The organism is Amycolatopsis tucumanensis, from assembly GCF_021654135.1.
Lineage (GTDB): Bacteria > Actinomycetota > Actinomycetes > Mycobacteriales > Pseudonocardiaceae > Amycolatopsis_E > Amycolatopsis_E tucumanensis.
In genome coordinates this window covers 63482-88563 of record NZ_JAKGSD010000025.1, presented here as the reverse complement: position 1 = coordinate 88563, position 25082 = coordinate 63482, and the positions used below count along the sequence as shown (strand labels likewise).

Sequence of the window (25082 nt, the reverse complement as noted above, 5' to 3'; positions counted from 1 at the left end):
CCAAGATCACCCGGTCAGGCCTTCAGCGACCCCGACAGGGCGGTGGCGTCGCGACGGAGTGTCTCCGAAGCGACCCGGTCCGGCACGTTCCACCGCTGGCCGGCGAGGACGCCGAACAGCCGCAGCGCCTCCTGCGCGGGCCGGATCCGGCCGGCCTTCGCGTGCGACTCGGCGAGGTCCAGGGTGCCGCGCAGCTGCACCGCACCCGCCTTGGTCACCCAGCCGGCGTCGCGGAACCGGTCGATCAGGGCCCGCACGTCACCGAACGACGTCCCGGTCGTGAAGTTCACGGCCTTGGTCGTGGTGAGCCCGGCCTGGTCGGTCACGGTCACCGACAGCTGGTGCGCCCCGAGCGGCAGCCGCCACAGGTCCAGCGGCTTGCCCGGCGTGACCGGCTGACCGTCCACCGTGGCCTGGACCTTGGCGACCCCGGACGCGGCGTCGGTGGCGGTGACCACCGGCGTCAGTGCCGCGGAGTCCCCGAAGGCCTGCCCCTCGGTCACCCCGGCGACCGTCACCGCGGGCGCGGTCTTGTCGATCTTGACCGTGAGCGTGCCCGGCGTGGAGACGTTGCCGCCGTTGTCCGTCGCCCGGTACAGCACGGTCGTGGTGCCCTCGGCCGACAACGTGACCGGGTTGGCCGCGTTCGCCCAGGTCACGCCGTTGTCCACGGAGTACTGCCTGCTGGACACCGTGCCGTTGTCGGTCGCGGTCACGGCCAGCGTGACGTTGCCCGTGTACCAGCCGTTCGCCCCGGTCGGCGCCGACGGCGTCAGCGCGGCCGACACCGCGGGCGGCGTCTTGTCCGCGACCCCGGCGCCCTGGAAGGTGAAGGCGTCGACGTCGACCCCGCCGCTGGAGGTGACGAACAGCTTGCCCGCGCCGGACGGCAGACCGGACAGCGGTGTGGTCACCGTCTGCCAGCCGTCCCCGGCCGGGACGTCGACCGTGGCGAACGGGGCCGCGTCGGCGGCGTTCCACCGCAGCTGCAGCTGGCCGGCGCCGTGGGCCTTGGTCTGCACGCCGGTGATGCCGCTGAAGTTGACCGGGTCGTAGGCCAGCCAGTCCCCGGCGTCGAAACCGGTGACCGAGCGCAGCCCGGACGCGGTCGCGTCGTCGGTGATCGTCACGCCGCTGGTCTCGTCGGCGTGCTCGCCCTGCATGAGCTTCGGGTTCAGCACGGCCTGCGCCTCACCGGTCGCCGGCGGCACGCCGCCCGCGCCGTTGTCGGTGTAGGTCACGTTGAGCACGCCGAAGACGTTCTCGGTCTCACCGTGCCCGGCGTCGGTCGGCGTGGCCACGGCGCCGGTGCAGCCGGTGCCGCTGTTGACCGGGTGCCCGTGCTGGTTGTGGCCCAGACCGAAGGCCCACGCCACCCGACTGCACACCGGGGTCGTGCCGTCCTCCGGGTCGCTGACGGTCACCGCGTAGGGGATCGCGTCGCCCCAGTCGAAGAACCCGCCGTGCGCCGGCGCGGTCAGCCCGACGGTGGGCGCGGTGTTGCCGGTGGTGACCTGCTCCGACGTCAGGCCGTGCTTGCCCGCCGGGTCGGTGACGCGCAGCCGCGCCTCGACCTGGCCGTTCTCGGTGTAGGTGTGAGTGGCCTGCGGTCCGGTGGCGTCGAACGTGCCGTCACCGTCGAAGTCCCACTCGTAGGTCAGCGCGCCGCCCTCGGGGTCGCTGGATGCGCTGCCGTCGAAGGCCACGGTCAGCGGCGCCTGCCCGGACGACGGGGTCGCCGTCATCCGCGCGGTCGGCGCCTTGTCGCCCGGCGCGAAGTCGATCCGGTACAGGCCGGCGTCCGGGTTCTGCCGGAAGAAGCCGTCGCCGTAGTCCAGGACGTAGAGCGAGCCGTCCGGACCGAACTCGAGGTCCATCGGGTTGTCCCAGATCGGCTGGCCCAGCGTGGACAACTGGGCGTTGGGCAGGAAGTTCTCCAGCTTCGTCACCGGGCCGTCCGGGCCGGACAGCGTGAACGCGGCGACGTAGTCCTGCGAGAACTCGCCGAAGAACGCCTTGCCGTCCCAGTACTCCGGGAACTTCGTCGGCGACGGGTTGTTCGCGTCGTAGTGGTAGACCGGGCCGCCCATCGGCGCCTGGCCGGTGCTGGAGCGGAACGCGGTCAGCTCGGGCCACGGCTGGTCGCTGTCCTTGTCGCCGTACCAGAGCGTGGCCGGGGTGGCCGGCGGCAGCTCGCGCAGGCCGGTGTTCCAGCGCGAGTCGTTGACCGGGGCGGCGCAGTCGAACGCCGGGCCCGGGGTGAGCGTGGCGAAGTCGAAGTCCCGGTAGGGCTGGGAGTTGTCGGCCGTGCAGAACGGCCAGCCCGAGTTCATCGCCTTCGTCGTGATCTGCCACTCGACGTAGCCCATCGGGCCGCGGTTCGGGTCGGCGGTGCCGGCGTCGGGGCCGTAGTCGCCCCACATCACCGCGCCGGTCGCCTTGTCGACGGTCATCCGGAACGGGTTGCGCAGGCCCATCACGAAGATCTCCGGCCGCGTCAGCGGCGTGCCTGGGGCGAACAGGTTGCCCTCGGGGATCGTGTAGGAGCCGTCCTCGTTGACGTGGATGCGCAGGATCTTGCCGCGCAGGTCGTTGGTGTTGCCCGCGCCGCGGCGCTCGTCGAGGCCGGGGTTGTAGCCGGGCGCGTCGTTGATCGGGGTGTAGCCGTTGACGTTCGGGCCCGAGGCGGGGGTGTTGCCGCCGGTCGACAGGTACAGGTTGCCCTGGGCGTCGAAGTCGACGTCACCGGCGACGTGGCAGCACTGGCCGCGGTTGGTGGGGATGCGGATGATCTCCTGCTCGGTGCTCAGGTCCAGCGACTCGCCGGTCCACTTGAACCGGGACAGGACGTCGTAGCCCTCCCACTGCTTCCAGTACGAGTCGTCCGTGCCCGCGGGCAGCGTGTTCGGCGCCGAGCCGGCGGGGGTGTTCAGCTTGGGCGAGTAGTAGAGGTAGACCCAGTTGTTCTCGGCGAAGCCGGGGTCCAGGGTCACCGTCTGCAGACCCATTTCCGAGTTCTGGTAGACGGGAATCGTGCTGACGACCTTCGTGACACCGGTCTTCGGGTCGGTCAGCCGCACCTCACCGCTGCGCGCGGTGTGCAGGACGCGGTTGTCCGGCAGCACGGCCAGGTCGATGGGCTCGCCCACGTTCTTGGTGAGCGTGATCTTCTCGTAGTTCTCCCAGTGCAGGGCGGCGTCTTCCTCGTGGGCCGCGGCCGGCACGGCGAGGCCGAGCAACGGCAGGGCCGTCACCGCGGCGGCGGTGATCAACCGTCTCAGGGCAGGATGCATCGCGAGATCACTCCGGTGGGATTTCGACGGGGAGGGGAAGGGGTCAGCCGCGCAGGTCCGTCAGCGCCTGGTAGCTGCGCAGTGCCGCGGCGAACGAGCCGGGCGGGTTGGGCTGCGTGTTCGGGGCGGTGTCCTGCTCCCAGATGCCGTGGTAGCGGCCGCGGCCGTTGACCCGCTTGAGGAAGCGGCGGTAGGGCAGGTCGCCCGCGCCGAACTCGACGATGTCGTAGCCGTTGGGGTTGGCGGGGTTCTCGTCGCCGTCCTTGAGGTGCAGCAACGGGTAGCGGTGCGGGGCGCGGGTGATGTAGTCGGCGGGGTCGAAGCCGGGGAATCGGTACTGGCCGACGTAGGCCCAGTACACGTCCATTTCCAGGTAGACCAGGCGCGGGTCGGTGTGCTCGAGGAAGACGTCGTAGAGGCGCACCTTCGGCTGGTCGGTGGCGAAGGCGAACTCGCCGGCGTGGTTGTGCTGGTAGAACTTCAGGCCGCGGTCGCGTGCCGCGGCGCCGAAGGTGTTGAACTCCTCGGCCGCCGCCCGGTAACCGTCCACTGTGTTCACGTTGGTCGGGGCGTTGGCGGTGCCGATGTGCTTGAGCCCGAGGATTTCCGCGTTGTCGAGTTCGCCCTGCAGGTTGGTGCGGAAGTTGTTGAGGCCGACGTGGCTGCCGACCGCCTTGAGCCCGAAGTCCTTCAGCAGCTGGGCGATCTCCGGCACGGTGATCTGCCGTCCGAGGATCGAGGTGCTCTGCGTGTAGCCCGCGAACTCGATCTCGCGGTAGCCGATGCGGGACAGCTCCTCGAACACGGCCCGGAACCCGAGCTGCGAGACGTTGTCGCGGACGCTGTAGAGCTGGATGCCGATCTGGTTCTGCGGGACGAGGCGGCCGCCGCCCTGACTGGCGGCGGCGGGCAGCGATCCGGCGAGCGCCGCGGCGCTGACCGCGACGGTCGCCCCCGCCGCGGAGCGCAGGAAACCGCGGCGGTTGAACGACGAGTGGGACACGGATTTCTCCTTCAGCCGAGTGTGAACCGACCCCCTTGCCACGTGCGCCGGTCAACGTAGGCAACTTCCGCCGGAAGTGTCCAGAGTTTCGGATTTCGCGGAACAAAGTTGGGCCGTGTCTGCTCAAAAGGGGCGGCGGCGGGTCTACAGTCGGTGCACGCGCGAGCAGCGAGGAGGCTGGTGCCCCATGACCACCAGCGGTTTTCCCCCGTCGGCCGAGACCCGTGAGCAGGCCGGGCTGCTCGCCCTGTTGCGGGACGAGGGCCCGATGGCAAGGGTCGAACTGGGTGAACGGCTCGGCGTGCCACGGGCCCGGCTGGCCGCCGAGATCACCCGGCTGGCCGAAGGCGGGCTCGTGGAATCCGGCGGTCCGGCGGCGAGCCGCGGCGGGCGCCGGTCGACGCTCGTGCGCCTGGCCGACGACTTGCGGTTCCTCGGCGTCGACATCGGGGCGACCTCGGTCGGCGTGGCGGTGACCGACGGGCGGTGCGAAGTGCTGGCGCACGCGGTGGAGGACTGCGACGTGCGCCGCGGGCCGGTGCCGGTGCTGGACCGGGTCGAGCAGCTGGCGGCGAAGGTGCTGCAGGACGCCCCAGGGCGGCTCGCGGGCGCCGGCATCGGGCTGCCCGGGCCGGTGAGTTTCCGCGACGGGATGCCGGTGGCGCCGCCGATCATGCCGGGCTGGGACCGCTTCCCGGTGCGCGACCGGCTGGCCGGGCACTGGGGCTGCGCGGTGACGGTGGACAACGACGTGAACGTGATGGCGCTGGGGGAGCGGCACGCGGGGGTGGCGCGGTCGCTGGACGACCTGATCTTCGTGAAGGTGGGGACCGGTATCGGCGGCGGGATCGTCGTCGGCGGGCGCGTGTACCGCGGGGTGGCCGGCACGGCGGGCGACATCGGGCACATCAAGCTCGACGACTACGGCCCGGCGTGCGCCTGCGGGGAGGCCGGGTGCCTGGAGGCGTACTTCGGCGGGGCGGCCCTGGCGCGGGACGCGCTGACGCTGGCGCGCAGCGGCCGGTCGCCGTACCTGGCCGAGCTGCTGGCGGACCGGCCGGCGTTGACCGCGCGGGACGTGGCGGAGGCGGCCCAGGCCGGTGACTTCGCGGCGGTGACGCTGGTCCGCGAGGGCGGGCGGCGGCTGGGGCAGGTGATCGCGTCGCTGGTGAGCTTCCTGAACCCCGGGATGGTCGTGATCGGCGGCGGGGTGTCCCGGCTGGGGCACACGCTGCTGGCCGAGGTGCGGTCGTCGGTCTACCGGCGGTCGCTGCCACTGGCGACCGGGAACCTGCCGATAGTGCTCTCGGAGCTGGGTGATCAGGCCGGCGTGATCGGGGCCGCGTGGCTGGCGTCCGACCACGCGTTCAGCGTGCCTGCGTGACCTTGGCGCGGGCGGTGCGGGTGGCTTGAGACCGCTGCGGGTGGCTCGGCGTCGGCGCAGTGGTGCGGGTGGCGGGGCCGCGGGTGCGCCGGGTGGTGCGATGGCGCGGGTTGATGTGGGGCGAAATGCCGGCGCTGGCCGCGCGAGGCTGTGGGTGGCTTCGGGGAGCGCGAAGTGGTGCGGGTGGCGCTCGCGACTTCCACTGAACGGAAGCCTGTCATCAACCGTGCACACTTTCGGCAGTCTGGTTCAAAAGTAACGATCTGACTGTTACTCCTTTTGCCGGATTGTGGCAGAAGTACCCCGCCAGTCAGAGTAGGCGGCGTACGCCAGAGCACTGAGACCGCAGCACTGAGACCGGCCAGTTTCCCAACGAAGTGGAGCGTCCGCGGTGCCCCAACCTTCCGACCGGCCGACGGACCGCGCCGGTGTCCGCAGGGCCAACCTCGCCCTGCTCGTCCGGCTCCTGCGCCGCCACGGGGGGCTCTCCCGCGCGCAACTGGCGACCCTCAGCGGCCTCAGCAAGGCCACCGTCTCCGGCCTCGTCGCCGAGCTGGAGATCCGCGAGCTCGTCCAGGCGGGCGGCCGTCACGAGGGCGGCCAGGGCAGGCCCGGCCAGCTCGTCGAACTCCGGCCGCGCGGCCACTGGGGCATCGGGCTCGAGGTGGACGAGAACCACGTCGGCGCGACGGTCCTCGACCTCGCCGGCACCGCCACCACCCGCCGCCGCGCCGCCTGTGACGTGCGGGCCCTCGGGGCGGAACGCACCCTCGACGAACTGGCCGCGCTCGTGCTCGCCGCGCGGTCCGAAGTGGACGACGTCGCCGGCATCGCGGTGGCGGTGCCCGGTCTGGTCGACACCGCGACCGGCCTCGTCCGCGTCGCGCCCGGCCTCCGGTGGCGCGGCCTCGCCCTCGCCGACGGGCTCGCCGCCCGCACCGGGTTCCCCCTCGACCGCATCGTCGTCGGCAACGACGCCAACCTCGCGGCCCTCGCCGAAGCCGACGACGGCGCCGCCCGCGGCTGCTCCGACGTCGTGTTCCTGCTCGGCGGCATGGGCGTCGGCGCCGGGCTGATCACCGGCGGCGGCCTGATCGGCGGCGCCGCGGGCGAGGTCGGGCACCTGTCGCTGGAACCCACCGGACGGCCCTGCGTCTGCGGCCGCCGCGGCTGCTGGCAGACCGCCGTCGGCATCGACCCGTTCCTGCACTCGCTGGCCGGCCCCGGCGACCTGGTCCACGACCCGTCGCTCGACCTGGCCCAGCGCACCGCGATCGTGCGGCGGCGCGCCCAGGACGGCGACCGCCGCGTCCTCGACGCGCTCGTGCAGCTGGGCGCCGCCCTCGGCCACGGCATCGCGGTCCTGGCCGACCTGCTCGACCCGCGGATCGTCGTGCTCGGCGGCTACTTCGCGCCGCTGCGCGAGTGGCTCGCCGAGCCGGTCCGCGCCGAACTCGCCGCCCGCTCGGTCACCGCCGAGACCGGCGGCCCCCGCATCGTGGCGTCCCGGCTCGGGTTCACCGCGGTCGGCACCGGCGCGGCGCAGGCCGCGATCCGGCCCCTGCTGGACGATCCGACGCTGGCCCCGGCCGGCGCCCCGGTGAGCGTGGAGGCGTGATGACCGAAGACCTGCTGTCCATGCGCGGCATCGTCAAGACGTTCCCGGGTGTCCGGGCGCTGGACGGTGTCGAGCTGTCGGTGCGGGCGGGGGAGGTGCACTGCCTGCTCGGCCAGAACGGCGCAGGCAAATCGACCCTGATCAAGGTCCTCGCCGGCGCCCACCAGCCGGACGCGGGCGAGATCCGCTGGCAGGGCGAGCCCGTCACGCTGTCCTCGCCGGTCGCCGCGCTGCGCCGCGGCATCGCGACCATGTACCAGGAGCTCGACCTCATCCCCGCGCTGTCGGTGTCGGACAACATCTTCCTCGGCCTCGAGCCGGCGCAGGCCGGCTTCACCCGCGACCGGCAGGCCCGCGTGCGGGCCGCCGAGCTGCTCGCGCGGCTCGGCCACCCGGAGATCCACCCCGACCGCGAGGTCGGCGACCTGTCCGCGGCAGGCCAGCAGCTCGTGTCGATGGCCCGCGCGCTGGCCCACGACGCCCGCCTGATCGTGATGGACGAGCCGACCGCCGCGCTCGCCTCCGACGAGGTGGACAACCTGTTCCGCATCGTCGCCGAGCTGACCGCCGACGGGGTCGCCGTCGTCTACATCTCGCACCGGCTGGAGGAGATCCGCCGCATCGGCAACCGCGTCACCGTCCTCAAGGACGGCGCCACCGTCGCCGCCGGGCTGGAGGTCGCCGACGTCACCACCGACCACCTGGTGTCGCTGATGTCCGGCCGCCGCGTCGAAACCGTCTACCCGGAACGCCTGGAATCCACAGTGGACACCTCGACCGAGTTGCTGCGCGTGGAGAACCTGACCCGCCGCGGCGAATTCGAGAACGTCAGCTTCACGTTGCGGCGCGGGGAGATCCTCGGTGTGGCCGGCCTCGTCGGCGCCGGCCGCAGCGAACTGCTGGAGACCATCTTCGGCGGCCGCAAACCGGACGCGGGCAAGGTGTTCGTCGAGGGCAAGCGCCTCAAGCCCGGCGACGTGCCCAGCGCGGTCAAGGCCGGGATCGGCCTGGCGCCGGAGGAACGCAAGAGCCAGGCGCTGCTGCTGGAGATGTCGGTCGCGCACAACGTGACCCTGGCCAGCCTGCCCGCCTACAGCCGCTTCGGCTTCACCGACCGCGCCCGCGAGATCGGGGACTCGGCCGAGCGCCTGCGGCAGCTGGACCTGCGCCCGGCCGACCCGCGCCGCCCGGTGGGCACGCTCTCCGGCGGCAACCAGCAGAAGGCGGTCGTGGCGCGCTGGCTCGTGCGCGGCTGCTCGATCCTGCTGCTCGACGAGCCCACCCGCGGCGTCGACGTGGGCGCGCGGGCCGAGCTCTACCGGCTGATCCGCGAGCTCGCCGCGGCCGGGGTCGGGCTCGTGCTGGTCTCCAGCGAGATGCCCGAGGTGCTCGGGCTCGCCGACCGCGTGCTCGTGATGCGGGAGGGCCACGTGGTCCGCGAGGCGCCCGCGAGCGAGCTGACCGAAGCAGACGTGCTGAATCTGGTGATGGAGGGAAGTGCGGCATGACGAAGGACTCCTCGTCGGTGTTGCCCGAGGCCACGCAGGCCCCGCCACCCCGGGCCGCGCCGCCGGCCCCGAAGGCCGCGCGCGGCCGGTTCCCGGTGGACGTCCGGCTGGCCGGGTTGTTCGGGGTGTTCGTCCTGCTGTGCCTGGTGGGCTGGCTGACCAGGCCGGACGCGTTCTTCACCGAGGGCAACCTGTCCACCATCCTGCGGCTCGCGGCCGCGATCGGCGTGGTCAGCGTCGGCATGACGTTCGTGATCATCAGCGGCGGCATCGACCTGTCCGTCGGCTCGATCGTGGCGCTGTCCAGCGTGTGGGCGACGACGCTGGCGACGCAGGCCTACGGCCCGGTGGTGATGGTGATCTGCGCGCTCGCGGTCGGGCTCGGCTGCGGGCTGATCAACGGTGTGCTGGTGTCCTACGGCAGAGTGGTGCCGTTCATCGCGACGCTGGCGATGTACGCCTCGGCGCGCGGGCTCGCCGAGCGGATCAGCGGCCGCCAGACGCAGGTCGTGCGGGAGACCGGTTTCCTGAACTTCTTCCGCGGCGACTTCCTCGGCATCCCGGTGCTGATCTGGATGTTCGCCCTGGTGTTCGTGGTCGGGTGGGTCCTGCTCAACCGCACCACGTTCGGCCGCCGCACGTTCGCCGTCGGCGGCAACACCGAGGCCGCGCGCCTGGCAGGCATCAACGTCAAGCGGCACACCGCGCTCGTCTACGGCGTGGCCGGGCTGTGCTGCGGCATCGCGGCGCTCATGGTGGTGGCGCGCACCACCTCGGGCGCCTCCACCAACGGCCTCTACTACGAGCTGGACGCGATCGCCGCGGTCGTCATCGGCGGCACCCTGCTCACCGGCGGCCGCGGCACCCTCATCGGCACGCTCATCGGCGTCCTGATCTTCACGGTGCTGGGCAACATCTTCACGCTCAACAACCTCGACACCGACATCCAGAACATCGCCAAGGGCGCGATCATCGTCCTGGCCGTCCTGCTGCAGTTCCGCACCAACCGCGCCCGCAAGTCCACTTAGGAAAGACGAACCCCGAACACCCCGACGACGATCACTGGAGCTCGCCATGTCCGGACCATCCTCCCTCGCCCGCCGCCGCTTCCTCACCGGTGGCGCGGCCGTCGGCGCCGGCGCCCTGCTGGCCGCCTGCACCTCCAACGAGTCGCCGCAGTCGGCCCCGCAGGCCGTCGCGGGCAACGCGGGCCAGAACTCCCAGCCCGGCAAGCAGGTCACCATCGGCTTCTCCGCGCCCGCCGCCGACCACGGCTGGATGGCGGCGATGACCAAGAACGCCCGCGCGCAGGCCGGCCAGTTCTCCGACGTCACCTTCACCGCCACCGAGGGCACCAACGACGTCAACCAGCAGATCGCCCAGGTCGAGACGCTGATCAACCAGAAGGTCGGCGTCCTGGTGATCCTGCCCTTCGACGGCAAGGCGCTGACGCAGGTCGGTCAGCAGGCCATGGACGCCGGCATCCCGGTGGTCAACGTGGACCGCGTGTTCGACACACCGCTGGCCTACCGCACCTGGATCGGCGGCGACAACTACCGGATGGGCGTCAACGCGGGCAACTACATCGCGGGCGAGCTGAAGAAGAAGGGCGTGGCCAGCCCGGTGATCGGCGAGGTCGCCGGCATCGACTCGCTGCCGCTGACCCAGGAGCGCAGCCAGGGCTTCCGGGACGCGCTGGCCAAGCACGGCTTCGCCGTCGGCCCCCGGGTGTCCGCGCAGTTCACGCCGGAGAGCGGCGAGCAGATGACGTCGAACCTGCTGCAGTCGGCGAGCAAGCTCGACGCGCTGTGGAACCACGACGACGACCAGGGCATCGGCGTGCTGGCGGCGATCGACAACGCGCGCCGCAACGAGTTCTTCATGGTCGGCGGCGCGGGCTCGCGCAACATGATGGACCTGATCAAGGCCGACAGCAGCGTCATCAAGGCGACCGTGCTCTACAGCCCGTCGATGGCGTCGTCGGCGATCGCCCTGGCCCGGCTGCTCGGCCAGGCCAAGGGCATCGGCGACCTCGCCGAGCACGAGATCCCCGCGAACGTCACGACCTACTCGGCCGTGGTGACCAAGGAGAACGTCGATTCCTATGCCGATGTCGCCTTCGACTCCTGATCCCGTGGGCGCCTCCATCGGGGTGGGCATGGTCGGGCACGCCTTCATGGGCGCCGTCCACGCCCACGCCTGGCGCTCGGTCCACCGGTTCTTCGACGTGCCACTGGTGCCGCGGCTGGCCGTCCTCGGCGGCCGCGACCCGGAGCGCACGAAGGCCGCCGCCGCCAAGCAGGGCTGGCCGGACGTCGAGACCGACTGGGCCACCCTGGTCGCGCGTGACGACGTCGGCATCGTCGACATCTGCACGCCGGGCGACTCGCACGCCGAGATCGCGCTGGCCGCCCTCGCCGCGGGCAAGCACGTGCTGTGCGAGAAACCGCTGGCCAACTCGGTCGCCGAGGCCGAGGAGATGGCGGCGGCCGCCGAGCGCGCGGCGGCCAACGGGCAGCGGGCGATGGTCGGGTTCAACTACCGGCGGGTGCCCGCGATCGCGCTGGCCCGCAAGATGGTCGCCGAGGGCAGGCTGGGCACGATCCGCCAGGTGCGGGCGGCCTACCTGCAGGACTGGCTGGCCGACCCGGCCACGCCGATGACCTGGCGGCTGCGGCGGGACAAGGCCGGGTCCGGCGCGCTCGGCGACATCGCCGCGCACGCGGTGGACACCGCCCAGTTCGTCCTCGGCGACCGGATCAGCGGCGTCTCGGCGATGACCGAGACGTTCGTGCGGGAGCGGCCGCTGTCCGGGGAGCCGGGCAGCGCGCTGGGCGAGGTCGACGTGGACGACTGCGCGGTCTTCCTGGCGCGGTTCGCCGGCGGCGCGGTCGCCACCTTCGAGGCCACCCGGTTCGCGCTGGGCCGCAAGAACGCGCTGCGGCTGGAGATCAACGGGTCGCGGGGCAGCCTGGCCTTCGACTTCGAGTCGATGAACGAGCTGTCCTTCTACGACGGCGACGACGACCCGGCCGAGGCGGGTTTCCGGCGGATCCTGGTGACCGAGCCGGACCACCCCTACGTCGGGGCGTGGTGGCCGCCGGGGCACCTGCTGGGGTACGAGCACACCTTCACCCACGAGATCGCCGACTTCCTCACCGCCATCGGCGAGCAGCGCGACCCCGAACCGGGGTTCGACGACGGCCTGCAGGTCCAGCGGGTGCTGCACGCGGTGGAGGAGAGCGCGGGCAACGGAACGTCCTGGGTCGGCGTATCAATGTCGACCGAAAGGGTGATCGATGCCTGAGAGAACTGGATTGTGGCTGGTCGGCGCGCGTGGCTCGGTGGCCACCACGGCGATCAGCGGGCTGCTCGCGATGCGGTCCGGCCTGACCGGGCCGGACGGCTGTGTGACCGAGCGGCTCGACGTGGCGCCCGGCGTGCTGCCGGGCTGGGACGAGCTCGTCGTCGGCGGGCACGACCTGGTGGACACGCCACTGGAGAAGAAGGCGGAGCAGCTCACCGCGGGCGGGCTGCTCCCCGCCGGCCTGCTGCCGGCCATCCGCGACGGCCTGCGTGCCGTCGAGGCCGACCTGCGCCCGGTGCCCGCCGGGCGCACGCAGGCCGAGACCGCCGCGCGGATGGCCGACGACCTGCGCGAGTTCCGCACCCGGCACGGCCTGTCGGCCGTCGTGGTGATCAACGTCTCGTCCACGGAACCCCCAACCGCGGACGCGCCGGAGCACCACGACCTCGACGCGCTCGTGGCGGCGATGGACGAGCCCGGCCGGGAGGTGCTGCCCGGCAGCTCGCTGGCGGCGTTCGCGGCGGTGTCGGCGGGGTGCCCCTTCGTGGACTTCACGCCGTCGACGGGCATCCGGTTGCCCGCGCTCACCGAATTCGCCCGGCGGCAGGGGCTGCCCTACGCCGGATCGGACGGCAAGACCGGTGAGACGCTGCTGCGATCGGTGCTGGCGCCGATGTTCGCGGCGCGGGCGCTGAAGGTGCGGTCGTGGTCGGGCACCAACCTGCTCGGCGGCGGCGACGGCGCCACCCTGGCCGACCCGGTGAAGGCGGCGGGCAAGCTGGAGTCCAAGGCCCGCGGGCTGGCGGCCCTGCTCGGCGACGACGTGGTGGCGCCGCTGCACATCGACCACGTGCCGGACCTGGGCGAGCAGAAGACGGCGTGGGACCACGTGTCCTTCGAGGGCTTCCTGGGCGCGCGGATGACCCTGCAGTTCACCTGGACCGGCTACGACTCGGCACTGGCCGCGCCGCTGGTGCTGGACCTGGCGCGGCTGACCGCGGCCGCGTACCGGGCGGGCGAGACCGGGCCGCTGGGGCAGCTGGCGTTCTTCTTCAAGGACCCGGTCGGCACCGGCGAGCACCGCTTCGCCGAGCAGGCGCGGGTCCTGGCCGAGTGGGCGGCGTCGCTGGGACGGCAGAAGTGAACCCGTACGTGCAGCTCGTGCGGGCACCGGCCGCGCTGAGCGTCCTCGGCGACACCGTCGCGGGCGCCGCCGCGGCCGGTCGTCCGTTGCGGGGCCGGCGGCTCGCGCTGCCGCTGGCCTCGGTGGCGATCTACTGGTCCGGCATGGCGCTCAACGACTGGGCCGACCGGGAACTGGACGCGGTCGAGCGCCCGGAGCGGCCGATCCCGTCCGGCCGGATCAGCCCGCAGCGCGCGCTCGGCGTGGCTGCCGGGCTGACCGGCGCGGGCCTCGGGCTGGCCGCGGTCGCCGGTGGCCGCGACGCGCTCAAGGTCGCCGCGCCGCTGGCGGCGGCGGTGTGGGCCTACGACACCGTGCTCAAGAAGACCCCGCTCGCGCCGGCCGCGATGGCGCTGTGCCGCTCGCTGGACGTGCTGCTCGGCGCGGGCCGCTCGGGCGCGGCGAAGGCGCTGGTCCCGGCCGCGGTGCTCGGCGGGCACACGCTCGGGGTCACCGCGTTGTCGGCAGGCGAGGTGCACGGCGCGTCGCCCGCACGGGCGGCGGGCGCGCTCGCGCTGACCTCGGCGTCGGCCGCCGCGGCAGTCTCCGGGCGCGGTGGCGCGGCCGGGCACCGGGTGGCGGCGCTGGCCGCGGCCGCCGGGTACGGCGTGAGCGTCGGGTCGAAGCAGTACGCGGCAGTGCGCAAGCCGACCGCGGCCGTGGTCCGCACGGCGACGGCCGCGGGCATCCACGGCATGGTCCCGTTGCAGGCCGCGCTCGCGGCCCGGCGCGGCGGCGTGCTCGGCGCGGGCCTGGTCGCACTGGCGCTGCCGCTGGCCAAGCGGCTCGGCCGGAAGGTGAGCCCGACATGAGCGGCTACCACCTCGGCTACGGCACCAACGGGTTCGCCAACCACCGGCTCGACGACGCGCTGGCGATCATCGCCGACCTGGGCTACACCTCGGTCGCGCTGACGCTGGACCACCAGCACCTCGACCCGTACGCCGAGGACCTGTCCGCGCGCGTGGACCGGGTCGCGACCCGGCTGGGCGAGCTGGGCCTGCGCTGCGTCGTGGAGACCGGAGCGCGGTTCCTGCTCGACCCGTGGCACAAGCACGAACCGACCCTGGTCAGCGAGAACGCGGACAAGCGGCTGGACTTCCTGGCGCGGGCGATCCGGGTCGCGGAGGGACTGGGCGCCGACTGCGTGTCGTTCTGGTCCGGGGTGTCCACTGTGGACGAGACGATCGCGTGGGAGCGGCTGCGGTCGCGGATGCCCGCGGTGCTGGCCGAGGCGGACCGGCGCGGTGTCCGCCTCGGCCTCGAACCGGAACCCGGGATGCTCGTGGAAACGCTGTCCGACGCGCTGCGGCTGCGCGGCGAACTGGGGGATCCGGATGGGCTCGGGATCACCCTCGACGTCGGGCACTGCGTCGCCGTGGAGCCGCAGGACGCGGCCGCCTGCATCCGGCAGGCCAAGGGGCTGCTGGTCAACGTGCAGCTGGACGACATGCGGCCGGGGGTGCACGAGCACCTCGAGTTCGGCGACGGGCAGCTGGACCTGCCCGCCACGCTCGCCGCGCTGGACGAGATCGGCTACACCGGGGTGGCCGCGGTCGAGCTGCCCCGGCACAGCCACGCCGCGCCACAGGTCGCCCGCGCCGCGCTGACCGCGTTGCGGGCCGCGCGGCTCGACCAGTCCTGGCTGGGCGAGGCGCAACGGCGCATCACCGATGAACCGACGGCAGTGCGGACCCTGTTCCCGGCGGCCGGACGGCACGTCGGCCGGGGGCCGCTGCACCCGGGCTCCGATCCGGACGGCCTGGTCCACGGCACCGCCGACGACCTGGCCCGGACCCGGCTGCTGACCACGCTCGCCGCGGCGCTGCCCGCCGGGGAGTTCGCGACCGAGCTGGCCGACCTCTACCGCTACGGCGACGGCGCCGAGCGGCGGGGCGTGCTGCGGGCGCTGTCCGCGGTCGGCGACAAGGCGGTCGCCACCGGTCTCGAACTGGTCCGCGACGCCCTGCGCAGCAACGACACCGGCCTGATCGCGGCCGCGCTCGGCCCGTTCGCCGCCCGCCACCTCGACCAGCACGGCTGGCGCCACGGCGTGCTGAAGTGCCTGTTCACCGGCATCCCGCTGGCCGCGGTCGCCGAGCTGGACCGGCGGGCCGACGACGAGCTGCGCCGCATGATCACCGACTACGCGGGGGAGCGCAGGGCCGCCGGCCGCGCCGTCCCCGCCGACGCACTCCGCTTCCTGGAAGAGACACCCTGATGCGCCTGTTCGATCCGCACATCCACATGACCTCCCGCACCACCGACGACTACGAGGCCATGTACGCCGCCGGCGTGCGGGCACTGGTCGAGCCCGCGTTCTGGCTCGGCCAGCCGCGCACCGGCGTGTCGTCGTTCACCGACTACTTCGACGGGCTGATCGGCTGGGAACGCTTCCGTGCCGCGCAGTTCGGCATCCGCCACCACTGCACCATCGCGCTGAACCCCAAGGAGGCCAACGACCCGCGCTGCACGCCGGTGCTCGACGTGCTGCCCCGCTACCTCGCCAAGGACGGCGTGGTCGCGGTCGGCGAGGTCGGCTACGACTCGATGACCCCGGCCGAGGACGACGCCTTCGCCCGCCAGCTGGAGATGGCGAAGGAGCACGACCTGCCGGTGCTCGTGCACACCCCGCACCGGGACAAGCTGGAAGGCACCAAGCGCACCCTCGCCGTGGTGGCCGAGTCCGGCATCGCGCCGGAGCGGGTCGTCGTCGACCACCTCAACGAGGTCACCGTCGGCCTGGTCAAGGAGTCCGGCGCCTGGATGGGCTTTTCCATCTACCCGGACACCAAGATGGACGAGCAGCGCATGGTCGCGATCCTGCGCGAGCACGGCACGGAGAAGATGCTGGTCAACTCCGCCGCCGACTGGGGCCGGTCGGACCCGCTGAAGGTCCACAAGACCGGCCTGGCGATGCTCGGCGGCGGGTTCACCGAGTCCGATGTGGACACCGTGCTGTGGGACAACCCGGTCGCCTTCTACGGCCAGAGCGGGCGGCTGGTCCTCGACGAGCTGCCCGGTTTCAGCGCGGCCAAGGAGACCTTCGAGGGCAACTCCGTGTTGCGCGGCGGGCGGGACGAGGCGGTCGCGTGACGCCCCTGTCCTACTGCACCAACGTCCATCCGGCCGAGGACCTCGCGGGGGTCCTCGGCCAGCTCGGCTCCTACGCCCTGCCGGTGCGGGAGCGGCTCGGCGCCGACCGGCTCGGGCTCGGGCTGTGGCTGGCCGCCGACGTGGCGTCGGCGCTGGCCGCCGATCCGGGCGAGCGCAAGCGGTTGCGTGCCGAACTGGACGCCCGCGGGCTGGAAGTGGTGACGCTCAACGCGTTCCCGTACGGCGGGTTCCACGATCCGGTGGTCAAGCAGAAGGTCTACCGTCCACGGTGGACCGACCGGGCACGCGCGGAGTACACGCTGAACTGCGCGACAGTGCTGTCCGGGCTGCTGCCCGACGACGCCGCGTTCGGCAGCATCTCCACGCTGCCGCTGGGCTGGCGCGAGCCGTGGACGCCGGAGGACGACGCGGCGGCCCAGCGGTTGCTCGACGAGGTGACCGCCGCGCTGCGCGCCCAGGACCGCACGATCCGGCTCGCCGTCGAGCCGGAACCCGGCTGCGTCCTGGACACCGTGCACGACGCCGTGTCCTGGCTCGCCGGGCGCGTCGACCCCGCGCACGTCGGGCTGTGCCTGGACACCTGCCACCTGGCGGTGTCCTTCGCCGACCCGGCCGGCGCGGTCGCCGAGATCACCGCGGCCGGGCTCGACGTGGTCAAGGTCCAGATGTCGGCGGCCCTGCACGTGCCGAACCCGCGCGACCCGGCGGCCCGGGAGGCGCTGGCCGCGTTCGACGAGCCGCGGTACCTGCACCAGACCCGGGAATCGTCCGGCGGCGACGTCCGCAAGGCCGACGACCTGGGCGAGGCGTTCGCGGACCTGCCGGGGGAGGGGCCGTGGCGCGTCCACTTCCACGTGCCGCTGCACGCGACCCCGGCGGCGCCGCTGTCCTCGACCACCGAGGTGCTGTCGCAGGCCCTCGCCGCGCTGCCGCCGAAGCCGGCGCACCTGGAAGTGGAAACCTACACCTGGACGGTGCTGCCCGAGGCACACCGCCAGGACCTCATCGGCGGGATCGCGGCGGAACTGTCCTTCGCCGCGGGATTGGTGGCATCGAAGTGAAACCGCTCCTGGTGCTCGACGTCGTGGGGATGACCCCGCGGCTGCTCAAGCACATGCCGAACGTGGCGAAGCTGGGGCAGCAGGGCTGGCAGGCGCAGCTGGACACCGTGCTGCCCGCGGTGACCTGCAGCGTCCAGTCCACGTTCCTGACCGGGCGGATGCCCAGCGAGCACGGCATCGTCGGCAACGGCTGGTACTTCCGCGAGCTCGGCGAGGTCTTCCTGTGGCGCCAGCACAACAAGCTGGTCGAGGGCGAGAAGCTGTGGGAGACCGCGCGGGCCGAGCACCCCGGGTACCGCGCGGCCAACGTGTGCTGGTGGTACGCGATGGGCGCGACCACCGACTTCACCGTCACGCCCCGGCCGATCTACTACGCCGACGGCAAGAAGGCCCCGGACTGCTACACCCGGCCGCCGCAGCTGCACGACCGGCTCACCTCGCGGCTGGGCGAGTTCCCGCTGTTCCAGTACTGGGGCCCGACCGCGTCGATCGCGTCCACCGACTGGATCGTCGGGGCCACCTCGGCGATCCTGCGCGAGGACCGGCCCGACCTGACGCTGGCGTACCTGCCGCACCTGGACTACGACCTGCAGCGGTTCGGCCCGGACTCGCCGCAGGCCATCGCGGCTGCCCGCGCGGTGGACGCGTCCGTCGCGCCGCTGCTCGACCAGGCCAGGGCGGACGGCGTGGGGGTCGTGGCGCTGAGCGAGTACGGCATCACCAACGCGCACCGGCCGGTCGACGTCAACCGGCTGCTGCGCCGCGAGGGCCTGCTGGAGGTCTACACGCAGGACGGCATGGAGTACCTCGACCCGTGGACCTCGCGGGCCTTCGCCGTCGCCGACCACCAGGTCGCGCACGTCTACGTGGCCGACGAGGCGGACCTGCCGCGGGTGCGGGACCTGCTGACGCGACTGTCCGGTGTGGACGAAGTGCTGGACCGGCAGGCCCAGGCGCGCTACGGCATCGACCACCCGCGGGCGGGCGAGTTCGTGGTGACCGCGGAGCCGGACGCGTGGTTCACCTACTACTACTGGCTCGACGACGACCGCGCGCCGGACTTCGCACGCGGCGTGGAGATCCACCGCAAGCCCGGGTACGACCCGGCCGAGCTGTTCTTCGACCCGGCCGACCCGCTGGCCAAGGCCAAGGCCGGGCTGAACCTGGTGCGCAAGAAGGCCGGCCTGCGGTACGCGATGAAGACCACGCCGCTGGACCCGGCGCCGGTGCGCGGCTCGCACGGGCGGCTGCCGGACTCGCCGGACGACGGGCCGGTGCTGCTGTGCGGGGACGCGGGTGTGCCGGAGCGGGAGCGGCTGGCCGCCACCGACGTCCGGGACCTGCTGCTGAGTGTGCAAGGACTGAAGGCGAGCGAAGGGAGCCGGCGATGAGCCGTCCGGTCACGTTGTTCACCGGCCAGTGGGCCGATCTGCCGTTCGAGGAGGTGTGCCGGCTCGCGTCGCAGTGGGGCTACGACGGGCTGGAGATCGCGTGCAGCGGCGACCACTTCGAGGTCGACCGCGCGCTCGCGGAGGACGACTACGTGGCGGGTCGGCACAAGATCCTGGAGTCCTACGGCCTCAAGGTGTGGGCGATCTCGAACCACCTGGTCGGGCAGGCGGTGTGCGACGACCCGATCGACGAGCGGCACCGCAACATCCTGCCCGCCCGCGTCTGGGGCGACGGCGAGCCCGAAGGCGTGCGGCAGCGGGCCGCCGCGGAGATGGCCGACACCGCCCGCGCCGCGGCGAAGCTCGGCGTGGACACCGTCATCGGCTTCACCGGGTCGAAGATCTGGAAGTACGTGGCGATGTTCCCGCCGGTGTCGCAGGAGGTCATCGAAGACGGGTACGCCGACTTCGCCGCCCGCTGGAACCCGATCCTCGACGTGTTCGACGAGGTCGGCGTGCGGTTCGCGCACGAGGTGCACCCGTCGGAGATCGCCTACGACTACTGGACCACTCGCCGCGCCCTGGAGGCCGTGGGCAACCGGGCGGCGTTCGGGCTGAACTGGGACCCGTCGCACTTCGTGTGGCAGGACCTGGACCCGGTCGGGTTCATCCTGGACTTCGCCGACCGGATCTACCACGTCGACTGCAAGGACACGAAGAAGCGGTTCGACGGCCGCAACGGGCGGCTCGGTTCGCACCTGGCGTGGGCCGACGCGCGCCGCGGCTGGGACTTCGTGTCCACCGGCCACGGCGACGTGCCGTGGGAGGAGTGCTTCCGCGCCCTCAACGCGATCGGCTACCGCGGGCCGATCTCGGTGGAGTGGGAGGACGCCGGCATGGACCGCCTGCGCGGGGCGGAGGAAGCGGTCGGCTTCATCCGCAACCTGCTGTGGGACAAGCCGTCGGCGGCCTTCGACGCCGCCTTCAGCAGCGAGAAGTGAGGGGAGGGCGCCCGGCCGCGTGGCCGGGCGCCCTCGCCGTCAGCTGAACAGCGCGCTGTAGCCGTTGAGCGCGGGCTGGCCGCCGAGGTGCGCGTACAGCACGGTCGAGCCGGCCGGGATCTCCTTGCGCGACACCAGGTCGATCAGCCCGGCCATCGACTTGCCCTCGTACACCGGGTCGGTGACCATGCCCTCGGTGCGGGCGGCGACCTTCATCGCATCCAGGGTCTGCTCGTCGGGGATGCCGTAGATGCCGGCGTGGTAGCGCTCGTCCAGCTCGACGTCCAGCTCCCGCTCGACGCCGAGCAGCGACGCGGTGTTCCGGGCGATGCGCGCGATCTGGTCGCGGGTCTCCTTCGGCTTGGCGGAGCCGTCGATGCCGAGGACGCGGCGCGGCCGGTCCTCGTCCAGCGCGGCGAACCCGGCGATCATCCCGGCCTGCGTGGAGCCGGTGACCGAGCACACGATGATCGTGTCGAAGTGCACGCCCAGCTCGCGCTCCTGCTCGGCGACCTCGGCGGCCCACCGGGCGAAGCCGAGCCCGCCCAGGCGGTGGTCGGACGCGCCGGCCGGGATCGCGTACGGCTTGCCGCCGCGCTCGCGGATCTCGTCGAGGGCCTGCTCCCAGCTCTCCTTGAACCCGATGCCGAAGCCCGCCTTGACCAGCCGCACTTCGGCGCCGGCCAGTCGGCTGATCAGGATGTTGCCGACCTTGTCGTAGACGGCGTCCGGCCAGTCGACCCAGCTCTCCTGCACCAGCACGCACTTGAGCCCGGCCCGCGCCGCGACGGCCGCGACCTGGCGGGTGTGGTTGGACTGGACGCCGCCGATGGACACGAGGGTGTCGCACCCCTGGGCGATCGCGTCCGCGACGAGGTACTCCAGCTTGCGGGTCTTGTTCCCGCCGAACGCGATGCCGGAGTTGCAGTCCTCGCGCTTCGCCCACACCTCGGCCCCGCCGAGGTGGGCGGTCAGCCGGTCCAGCCGGTGCACCGGCGAGGGGCCGAAGAGCAGCGGATAGCGCTCGAAGTCGTCCAGGGACATGGGGGCTCCAATCAGGGTTGGCGTCGGCGGTGCCGAGCGGGCTCGCGGATGGCTCCGGGCGGCGGGGAGTGCGGTTCTTGCCGTGTTCGGGGATGCTCGGCGCTCGCGCCGTCGGCCGGGTGGTCAGTCGGCGAGGTCCTCCAGTTCCCGCCAGATCTCGGTGGTCACCGCGGTGACCGTGGCGGCGTCGCGGGCGCGGCAGGCCTCGATGAGCCGCTCGTGCAGCTCCGCGGACTGGTGCCCGGCGCCTTCGCCGAACCGGATTCGCTCCAGGCGGCGGATCAGCGGCGTGTAGCGGTCGATCGTCGCGGCGACGGCCCGGTTGCCGCCGGCGCGGACCAGCACGTCGTGCAGTTCGTCGTCCGCGCGCAGGGCCCCGTCGACGTCCCCGGCGCGGGCCGCGGCGGCGAAGCGGTCGTTGGCCGCCGCCATCGCGTCGCAGTCCGCGTCGCTCAGCCGCGGGACCGCCGTGCGCGCGGCCAGCTCGTGCATCGCCCGCACCACCGCCGCCGCGTCGCGGACGTCCCGTGACAGCAGGGGCGTGACCCGCGTGTGGCTCTGCGGCTTGGTCTCGATCAGGCCCTCGTCGGCCAGCCGGGCCAGCGCGTCACGCACCGGCGCCCGGGACAGGCCCAGCTCCTCGGCCAGGTCGGCGTCGCGCACCACGCTGCCCGGCGCGAGATCGCCACGCACGATCGCGTCCCGGATGACCTGGTGCGCGGTTTCCCGCAGCAACGTCCGCCGCACTCGTTCCACAACTGACATGTTAGATGTCAATGCCCGTCGAAGCCAGCCCTGTTTCACCACCCCCGTCCCGGGTTACTCGCCCAGCGTGGCGGCGTCACCTGCGGATGCGGAGGGGCCAGACGAACTGGTCGGCCAGCCTCGTGACGCCATCACCGGCCCGGTCGCCGACGCCGAAGCCGTGGCCGAGCGCATCAGCAGCGAGGACCGCCCGCTGGGCCCGCCCGGCAAACCGATGAACAAGCGCTCGCCGTTCTTCATGGGTATGGCCGCGGCGGCCGGGGCGGCCGTCACGGCGGGCGCCGTCTGGTTCCTGTTCATCGCCAGCGGCACGCTCGTGCTCATCGGTGTGGCCCTGTTCGCCGCGATCGGCCTGGAACCGCTCGCGTCCTGGCTGGTCCGGCGCGGCCTGCCGCGGGCGCTCGCGGTCACGGTGATCGTGGTCGGCGGGCTGGGCCTGGCCGCCGGGTTCTTCGCCGCGCTCATCCCGCCGCTGGTCGACCAGGCCGTGCGGTTCATCGACCAGGCGCCGGAGTACCTGGCGCGGCTGGGCGACCGCAGCTCGTGGCTCGGCCAGGTCAGCGCGCGGTTCGACCTGCAGCAACGACTGCAGAGCACGTTCAGCGACCCGAACCCGGCCCTGGTCAACGGGCTGCTCGGCAGCGGCCGCGCGGTGCTGGGCACGCTCACCGACACGCTGATCGTGCTGGTCCTGACGATCTACTTCCTCGCCGACTTCCCGCGGCTGCGCGCCACGATCTACCGCTTCGTCCCGCACACCCGGCGTCCGCGCGCGATCCTCATCGGCGACGAGATCTTCGCCAAGGTCGGCTCCTACGTGCTGGGCAACGTGGTCATCTCGATCATCGCCGGGGTGCTGGGGTTCATCTGGTTCACGATCTTCGGCATCCCGTACCCGGTGCTGCTGGCGCTGCTGCTCGCGGTGCTCGACCTGATCCCGGTGATCGGCGCGATCATCGCCGGGGTCGTGGTGAGCCTGGCCGCGCTGACCGTGTCCTGGCCGGTGTGCCTGGCCACCGTCGGGTTCTTCATCGTCTACCGGTTCGTCGAGGACTACCTGCTGACCCCGAAGATCATCGGCCGGTTCGTCGACGTGCCCGCGCTGGTCACGGTCGTCGCGGTGGTGCTGGGCGGGGTGCTGCTCGGCATCGTCGGCGCGCTGGTCGCCATCCCGGTGGCCGCCGCGGTGCTGTTGTTCGTGCGGGAGATCGTGTTCCACCGCATGGATCACAGCTGAATGTGACCTGCGTCTTTCCCGCCGCGGCGGGGCACGGGTTACCGTTCCCGCGTGTCCCGCCCCGCCCTTCCCGCAGGTGACCTCGCCCGCACCGTCGTCTTCGCCGCGTTCATCGCCGTGCTCGGGCTCTTCCCCGGCCTTTACGTCGGCGGCTCCGGCGTGCCGATCGTGCTCCAGAACGCCGGCCCGCTGCTGGCCGGCTGCGTGCTGGGGGCGCGCCGCGGCACCGCGTCGGTCGTGTTGTTCCTGGCGCTCACCGCGATCGGCCTGCCGCTGCTGTCCGGCGGCCGCGGCGGGATCGCGCCGTTCATCGGGCCCAGCGGCGGGTTCCTGATCGGCTGGATCTTCTCGGCGCTGGTGGTGGGCCTGATCGTGGCGCGGCTGAAGCGCCCCAACGTGCCGGTGCTGCTGCTCGCCGCCGCGGCCGGTGTGGTCATCGACTACGTCTTCGGCATCACCTACCTCGGCATCTACACCGGCGACCTGGGCGCCGCCGCCGTGCAGTCGCTGGTGTTCCTGCCCGGCGACGCGGCCAAGGTCGTCGCGGTCGCCCTGATCGGCGCCGTCGTGCACCGCGCGCTGCCCGGCAAGCTCGTGGGATCGGCGTCGCGGAGCGAGTGATGGACCCGGACGGCCGGGCGTACGGCGCGGCCCGGTGGCTCGCCGGGCGCGGGATCGGCGAAGGCTCGCGGGTCGCCCTCGACGTGCCCGACGTGCTCCCGTGGTTCCTCGGCGCGGACCTGCTGGGTGCCGCGTCCCTGGTGATCGAGCCGGCCTGGACCCCGGCCGAGCGGGCCGCCGTGCTCGCCGACGCTCGCCCGGACCTGGTGGTCGCCGCACCGGCGCCGCCGCCTGCCGGACCGGTCGAGCAGGCGGGTGATGGGGAGACGTTCTTCTACCTGCCGACGACCTCGGGCAGCAGCGGCAGCCCGAAGGTCCTGGTGCGCACCCGTGATTCGTGGCTGCGCAGCTTCGCCGCGCTCGGCCCGCTGCCCGGGCCGGTGCTGATCCCGGGGCCGCTGAGCTCGTCGTTGTTCCTGTTCGGCGCGCTGCACGCGCGGTGGTGCGGGCGGCCGGTGGTCACCCTGCCGCGCTGGGACGCCGAGGCCGCGGCCCGGACGGAGGCCGCCACCGTGCACCTGGTGCCGGCGATGCTGTCCGCGCTGCTCGCGGTGCTGGAGCGGCGCGGCGGGCGGTGCGCGTTGCGGACGGTGGTGTGCGGCGGGGCGCACGTCGGCGATGAACTGCGCGACCGCTTCGCGCGGGTGCTGCCGGAGGCGGAGCTGATCGAGTACTACGGCTCGGCGGAGCACTCGCTGATCGCGATCCGGCGCGGCGGCGGGGGACTGCGGCCGGTGCCCGGGGTGGAGCTGGACGTGCGCGACGGGGTGCTGTGGGTGCGGTCGCGGTTGGCCTGCGCCGGACAGCTCCACGACGGCGATTTGCGCGCGGCGGGCGACTGGACGACGGTGGGCGACCTGGTCGAGTTCGACGCGTCCGGCGCGCTGATCGTGCGGGGCCGATCGGGAGCCTCGGTGTCCAGCGGCGGACGGCTCGTGCCGGCCGAGGAGGTCGAGGCCGTGCTGCGGACCGCGCCCGGGGTGGTGGACGTGCTGGTCACCGGCACCCCGCACCCCCGCCTGGGCGAGCTGGTGACCGCGGTGGTGGAGGGCTCGCCCCGGCTGCGCGAGCTGCGGGCGGTCGCCCGGAACCGGCTGTCACCCGCGAACCGCCCGCGGCGGTGGCTGATGGTCGAATCGCTGCCCCGCACGCCGTCCGGCAAGCCGGCCCGGGCGTCGGTCGCCGCGCGGCTGGCGGATGGGACGCTGCCCGTGGAGCCGTTGAGGTGACTGTTCTGATGGCCGCGTGCCGTGCTGGTGTGCTCGTTGCCGCGCGGGTCGTTGGCGGGGCCGTGCTCACAATCAGCTGCCGGACCACCCCCGGCCCAATTGCCGCGCGCCACGCCGGCGTGCCCCTCGCCGCGGGTCGCGAGCGGGGCCTTGCCCACGGAGCCACTGGCATGACCCTGTCTGTCGTGATCGCCGCGTGCCGTGCTGGTGCGCTCGCCGCCGCGCGGCTCGGAACTCTGTCCGTGGAGTTGCCGTGACCACCCCTGTCGTGATCGCCGCGTGCCGTGCTGGTGCGCTCGCCGCCGCGCGGCTCGGAACTC

20 protein-coding genes are annotated in these 25082 nt (G+C 72.9%); 16 read left to right on the top strand and 4 right to left on the bottom strand.

Annotated elements, in window-relative coordinates:
* Positions 1 to 14: 14 nt before the first annotated feature.
* Together L2C96_RS23995 and L2C96_RS23990 are read right to left on the bottom strand one after the other, a co-directional pair.
* Complete coding sequence (locus L2C96_RS23995; RefSeq protein WP_237337851.1) at positions 15 to 3293, bottom strand: PQQ-dependent sugar dehydrogenase; 3279 nt, start codon at positions 3291 to 3293, stop codon at positions 15 to 17.
* A gap of 43 nt (positions 3294 to 3336) precedes the next feature.
* Entirely contained in the window at positions 3337 to 4296 is a 960-nt protein-coding gene (locus L2C96_RS23990) for a sugar phosphate isomerase/epimerase family protein (protein ID WP_237337850.1), read from the bottom strand.
* 187 nt (positions 4297 to 4483) lie between these two features.
* Between L2C96_RS23990 and L2C96_RS23985 the strand changes: the two genes are divergently transcribed.
* The 13 genes from L2C96_RS23985 to L2C96_RS23925 all read left to right on the top strand — a co-directional run bounded on the left by L2C96_RS23985 (position 4484) and on the right by L2C96_RS23925 (position 19866).
* Positions 4484 to 5680, top strand: a complete 1197-nt coding sequence (locus L2C96_RS23985) for an ROK family transcriptional regulator (protein ID WP_020420567.1) — start codon at positions 4484 to 4486, stop codon at positions 5678 to 5680.
* A gap of 391 nt (positions 5681 to 6071) precedes the next feature.
* The gene (locus L2C96_RS23980; RefSeq protein ID WP_237337849.1) at positions 6072 to 7298 is read left to right on the top strand and encodes an ROK family protein; all 1227 of its coding nucleotides are present in this window, start codon (positions 6072 to 6074) and stop codon (positions 7296 to 7298) included.
* The gene (locus L2C96_RS23975; protein WP_237337848.1) at positions 7298 to 8806 is read left to right on the top strand and encodes a sugar ABC transporter ATP-binding protein; all 1509 of its coding nucleotides are present in this window, start codon (positions 7298 to 7300) and stop codon (positions 8804 to 8806) included. The genes L2C96_RS23980 and L2C96_RS23975 overlap by 1 nt, the downstream gene beginning before the upstream one ends.
* Positions 8803 to 9834 carry an ABC transporter permease gene (locus L2C96_RS23970; protein WP_020420564.1) on the top strand — a complete coding sequence of 344 codons (1032 nt, stop codon included), beginning with the start codon at positions 8803 to 8805 and terminating at the stop codon, positions 9832 to 9834. Before L2C96_RS23975 ends, L2C96_RS23970 begins: the two co-directional genes overlap by 4 nt.
* A 46-nt stretch (positions 9835 to 9880) precedes the next feature.
* The gene (locus L2C96_RS23965; RefSeq protein ID WP_020420563.1) at positions 9881 to 10936 is read left to right on the top strand and encodes a substrate-binding domain-containing protein; all 1056 of its coding nucleotides are present in this window, start codon (positions 9881 to 9883) and stop codon (positions 10934 to 10936) included.
* A 28-nt stretch (positions 10937 to 10964) separates the two neighbouring features.
* Positions 10965 to 12113, top strand: a complete 1149-nt coding sequence (locus tag L2C96_RS23960; protein WP_237337872.1) for a Gfo/Idh/MocA family protein — start codon at positions 10965 to 10967, stop codon at positions 12111 to 12113.
* Complete coding sequence (locus L2C96_RS23955; RefSeq protein ID WP_237337847.1) at positions 12106 to 13257, top strand: inositol-3-phosphate synthase; 1152 nt, start codon at positions 12106 to 12108, stop codon at positions 13255 to 13257. Before L2C96_RS23960 ends, L2C96_RS23955 begins: the two co-directional genes overlap by 8 nt.
* The gene (locus tag L2C96_RS23950; RefSeq protein ID WP_020420560.1) at positions 13254 to 14108 is read left to right on the top strand and encodes an SCO3242 family prenyltransferase; all 855 of its coding nucleotides are present in this window, start codon (positions 13254 to 13256) and stop codon (positions 14106 to 14108) included. Before L2C96_RS23955 ends, L2C96_RS23950 begins: the two co-directional genes overlap by 4 nt.
* Positions 14105 to 15517: an EboA domain-containing protein gene (locus tag L2C96_RS23945; protein WP_237337846.1), complete on the top strand. Its 1413-nt coding sequence runs from the start codon at positions 14105 to 14107 to the stop codon at positions 15515 to 15517. The genes L2C96_RS23950 and L2C96_RS23945 overlap by 4 nt, the downstream gene beginning before the upstream one ends.
* Entirely contained in the window at positions 15517 to 16392 is an 876-nt protein-coding gene (locus tag L2C96_RS23940; protein ID WP_237337845.1) for a TatD family hydrolase, read from the top strand. The genes L2C96_RS23945 and L2C96_RS23940 overlap by 1 nt, the downstream gene beginning before the upstream one ends.
* Positions 16389 to 17474 (top strand): metabolite traffic protein EboE, encoded by a 1086-nt coding sequence (gene eboE, locus L2C96_RS23935; protein WP_237337844.1) that lies wholly within the window; start codon positions 16389 to 16391, stop codon positions 17472 to 17474. The genes L2C96_RS23940 and eboE overlap by 4 nt, the downstream gene beginning before the upstream one ends.
* The gene (locus tag L2C96_RS23930) at positions 17471 to 18865 is read left to right on the top strand and encodes an alkaline phosphatase family protein (RefSeq protein ID WP_237337843.1); all 1395 of its coding nucleotides are present in this window, start codon (positions 17471 to 17473) and stop codon (positions 18863 to 18865) included. Before eboE ends, L2C96_RS23930 begins: the two co-directional genes overlap by 4 nt.
* A complete protein-coding gene (locus tag L2C96_RS23925) occupies positions 18862 to 19866 on the top strand; it encodes a sugar phosphate isomerase/epimerase family protein (RefSeq protein ID WP_237337842.1) in 1005 nt (334 codons plus the stop codon). Before L2C96_RS23930 ends, L2C96_RS23925 begins: the two co-directional genes overlap by 4 nt.
* A gap of 39 nt (positions 19867 to 19905) precedes the next feature.
* Here the strand turns inward: L2C96_RS23925 and L2C96_RS23920 are convergent, their stop codons facing one another.
* Both L2C96_RS23920 and L2C96_RS23915 read right to left on the bottom strand, forming a co-directional pair.
* Positions 19906 to 20910, bottom strand: coding sequence for a 1-aminocyclopropane-1-carboxylate deaminase (locus tag L2C96_RS23920; RefSeq protein ID WP_237337841.1), 1005 nt, complete (start codon positions 20908 to 20910; stop codon positions 19906 to 19908).
* Positions 20911 to 21033: 123 nt separating this feature from the next.
* Positions 21034 to 21657: a GntR family transcriptional regulator gene (locus L2C96_RS23915; protein WP_372491259.1), complete on the bottom strand. Its 624-nt coding sequence runs from the start codon at positions 21655 to 21657 to the stop codon at positions 21034 to 21036.
* A gap of 85 nt (positions 21658 to 21742) precedes the next feature.
* Here L2C96_RS23915 and L2C96_RS23910 point away from each other — a divergent pair, with 85 nt between their 5' ends.
* The 3 genes from L2C96_RS23910 to L2C96_RS23900 are packed head-to-tail and all read left to right on the top strand — an operon-like array spanning position 21743 to position 24762.
* Positions 21743 to 22912: an AI-2E family transporter gene (locus tag L2C96_RS23910; protein ID WP_020420552.1), complete on the top strand. Its 1170-nt coding sequence runs from the start codon at positions 21743 to 21745 to the stop codon at positions 22910 to 22912.
* Positions 22913 to 22963: 51 nt separating this feature from the next.
* The gene (locus L2C96_RS23905; protein ID WP_237337839.1) at positions 22964 to 23533 is read left to right on the top strand and encodes a biotin transporter BioY; all 570 of its coding nucleotides are present in this window, start codon (positions 22964 to 22966) and stop codon (positions 23531 to 23533) included.
* Positions 23533 to 24762, top strand: a complete 1230-nt coding sequence (locus tag L2C96_RS23900; protein WP_237337838.1) for a class I adenylate-forming enzyme family protein — start codon at positions 23533 to 23535, stop codon at positions 24760 to 24762. Before L2C96_RS23905 ends, L2C96_RS23900 begins: the two co-directional genes overlap by 1 nt.
* Positions 24763 to 25082 lie beyond the last annotated feature (320 nt).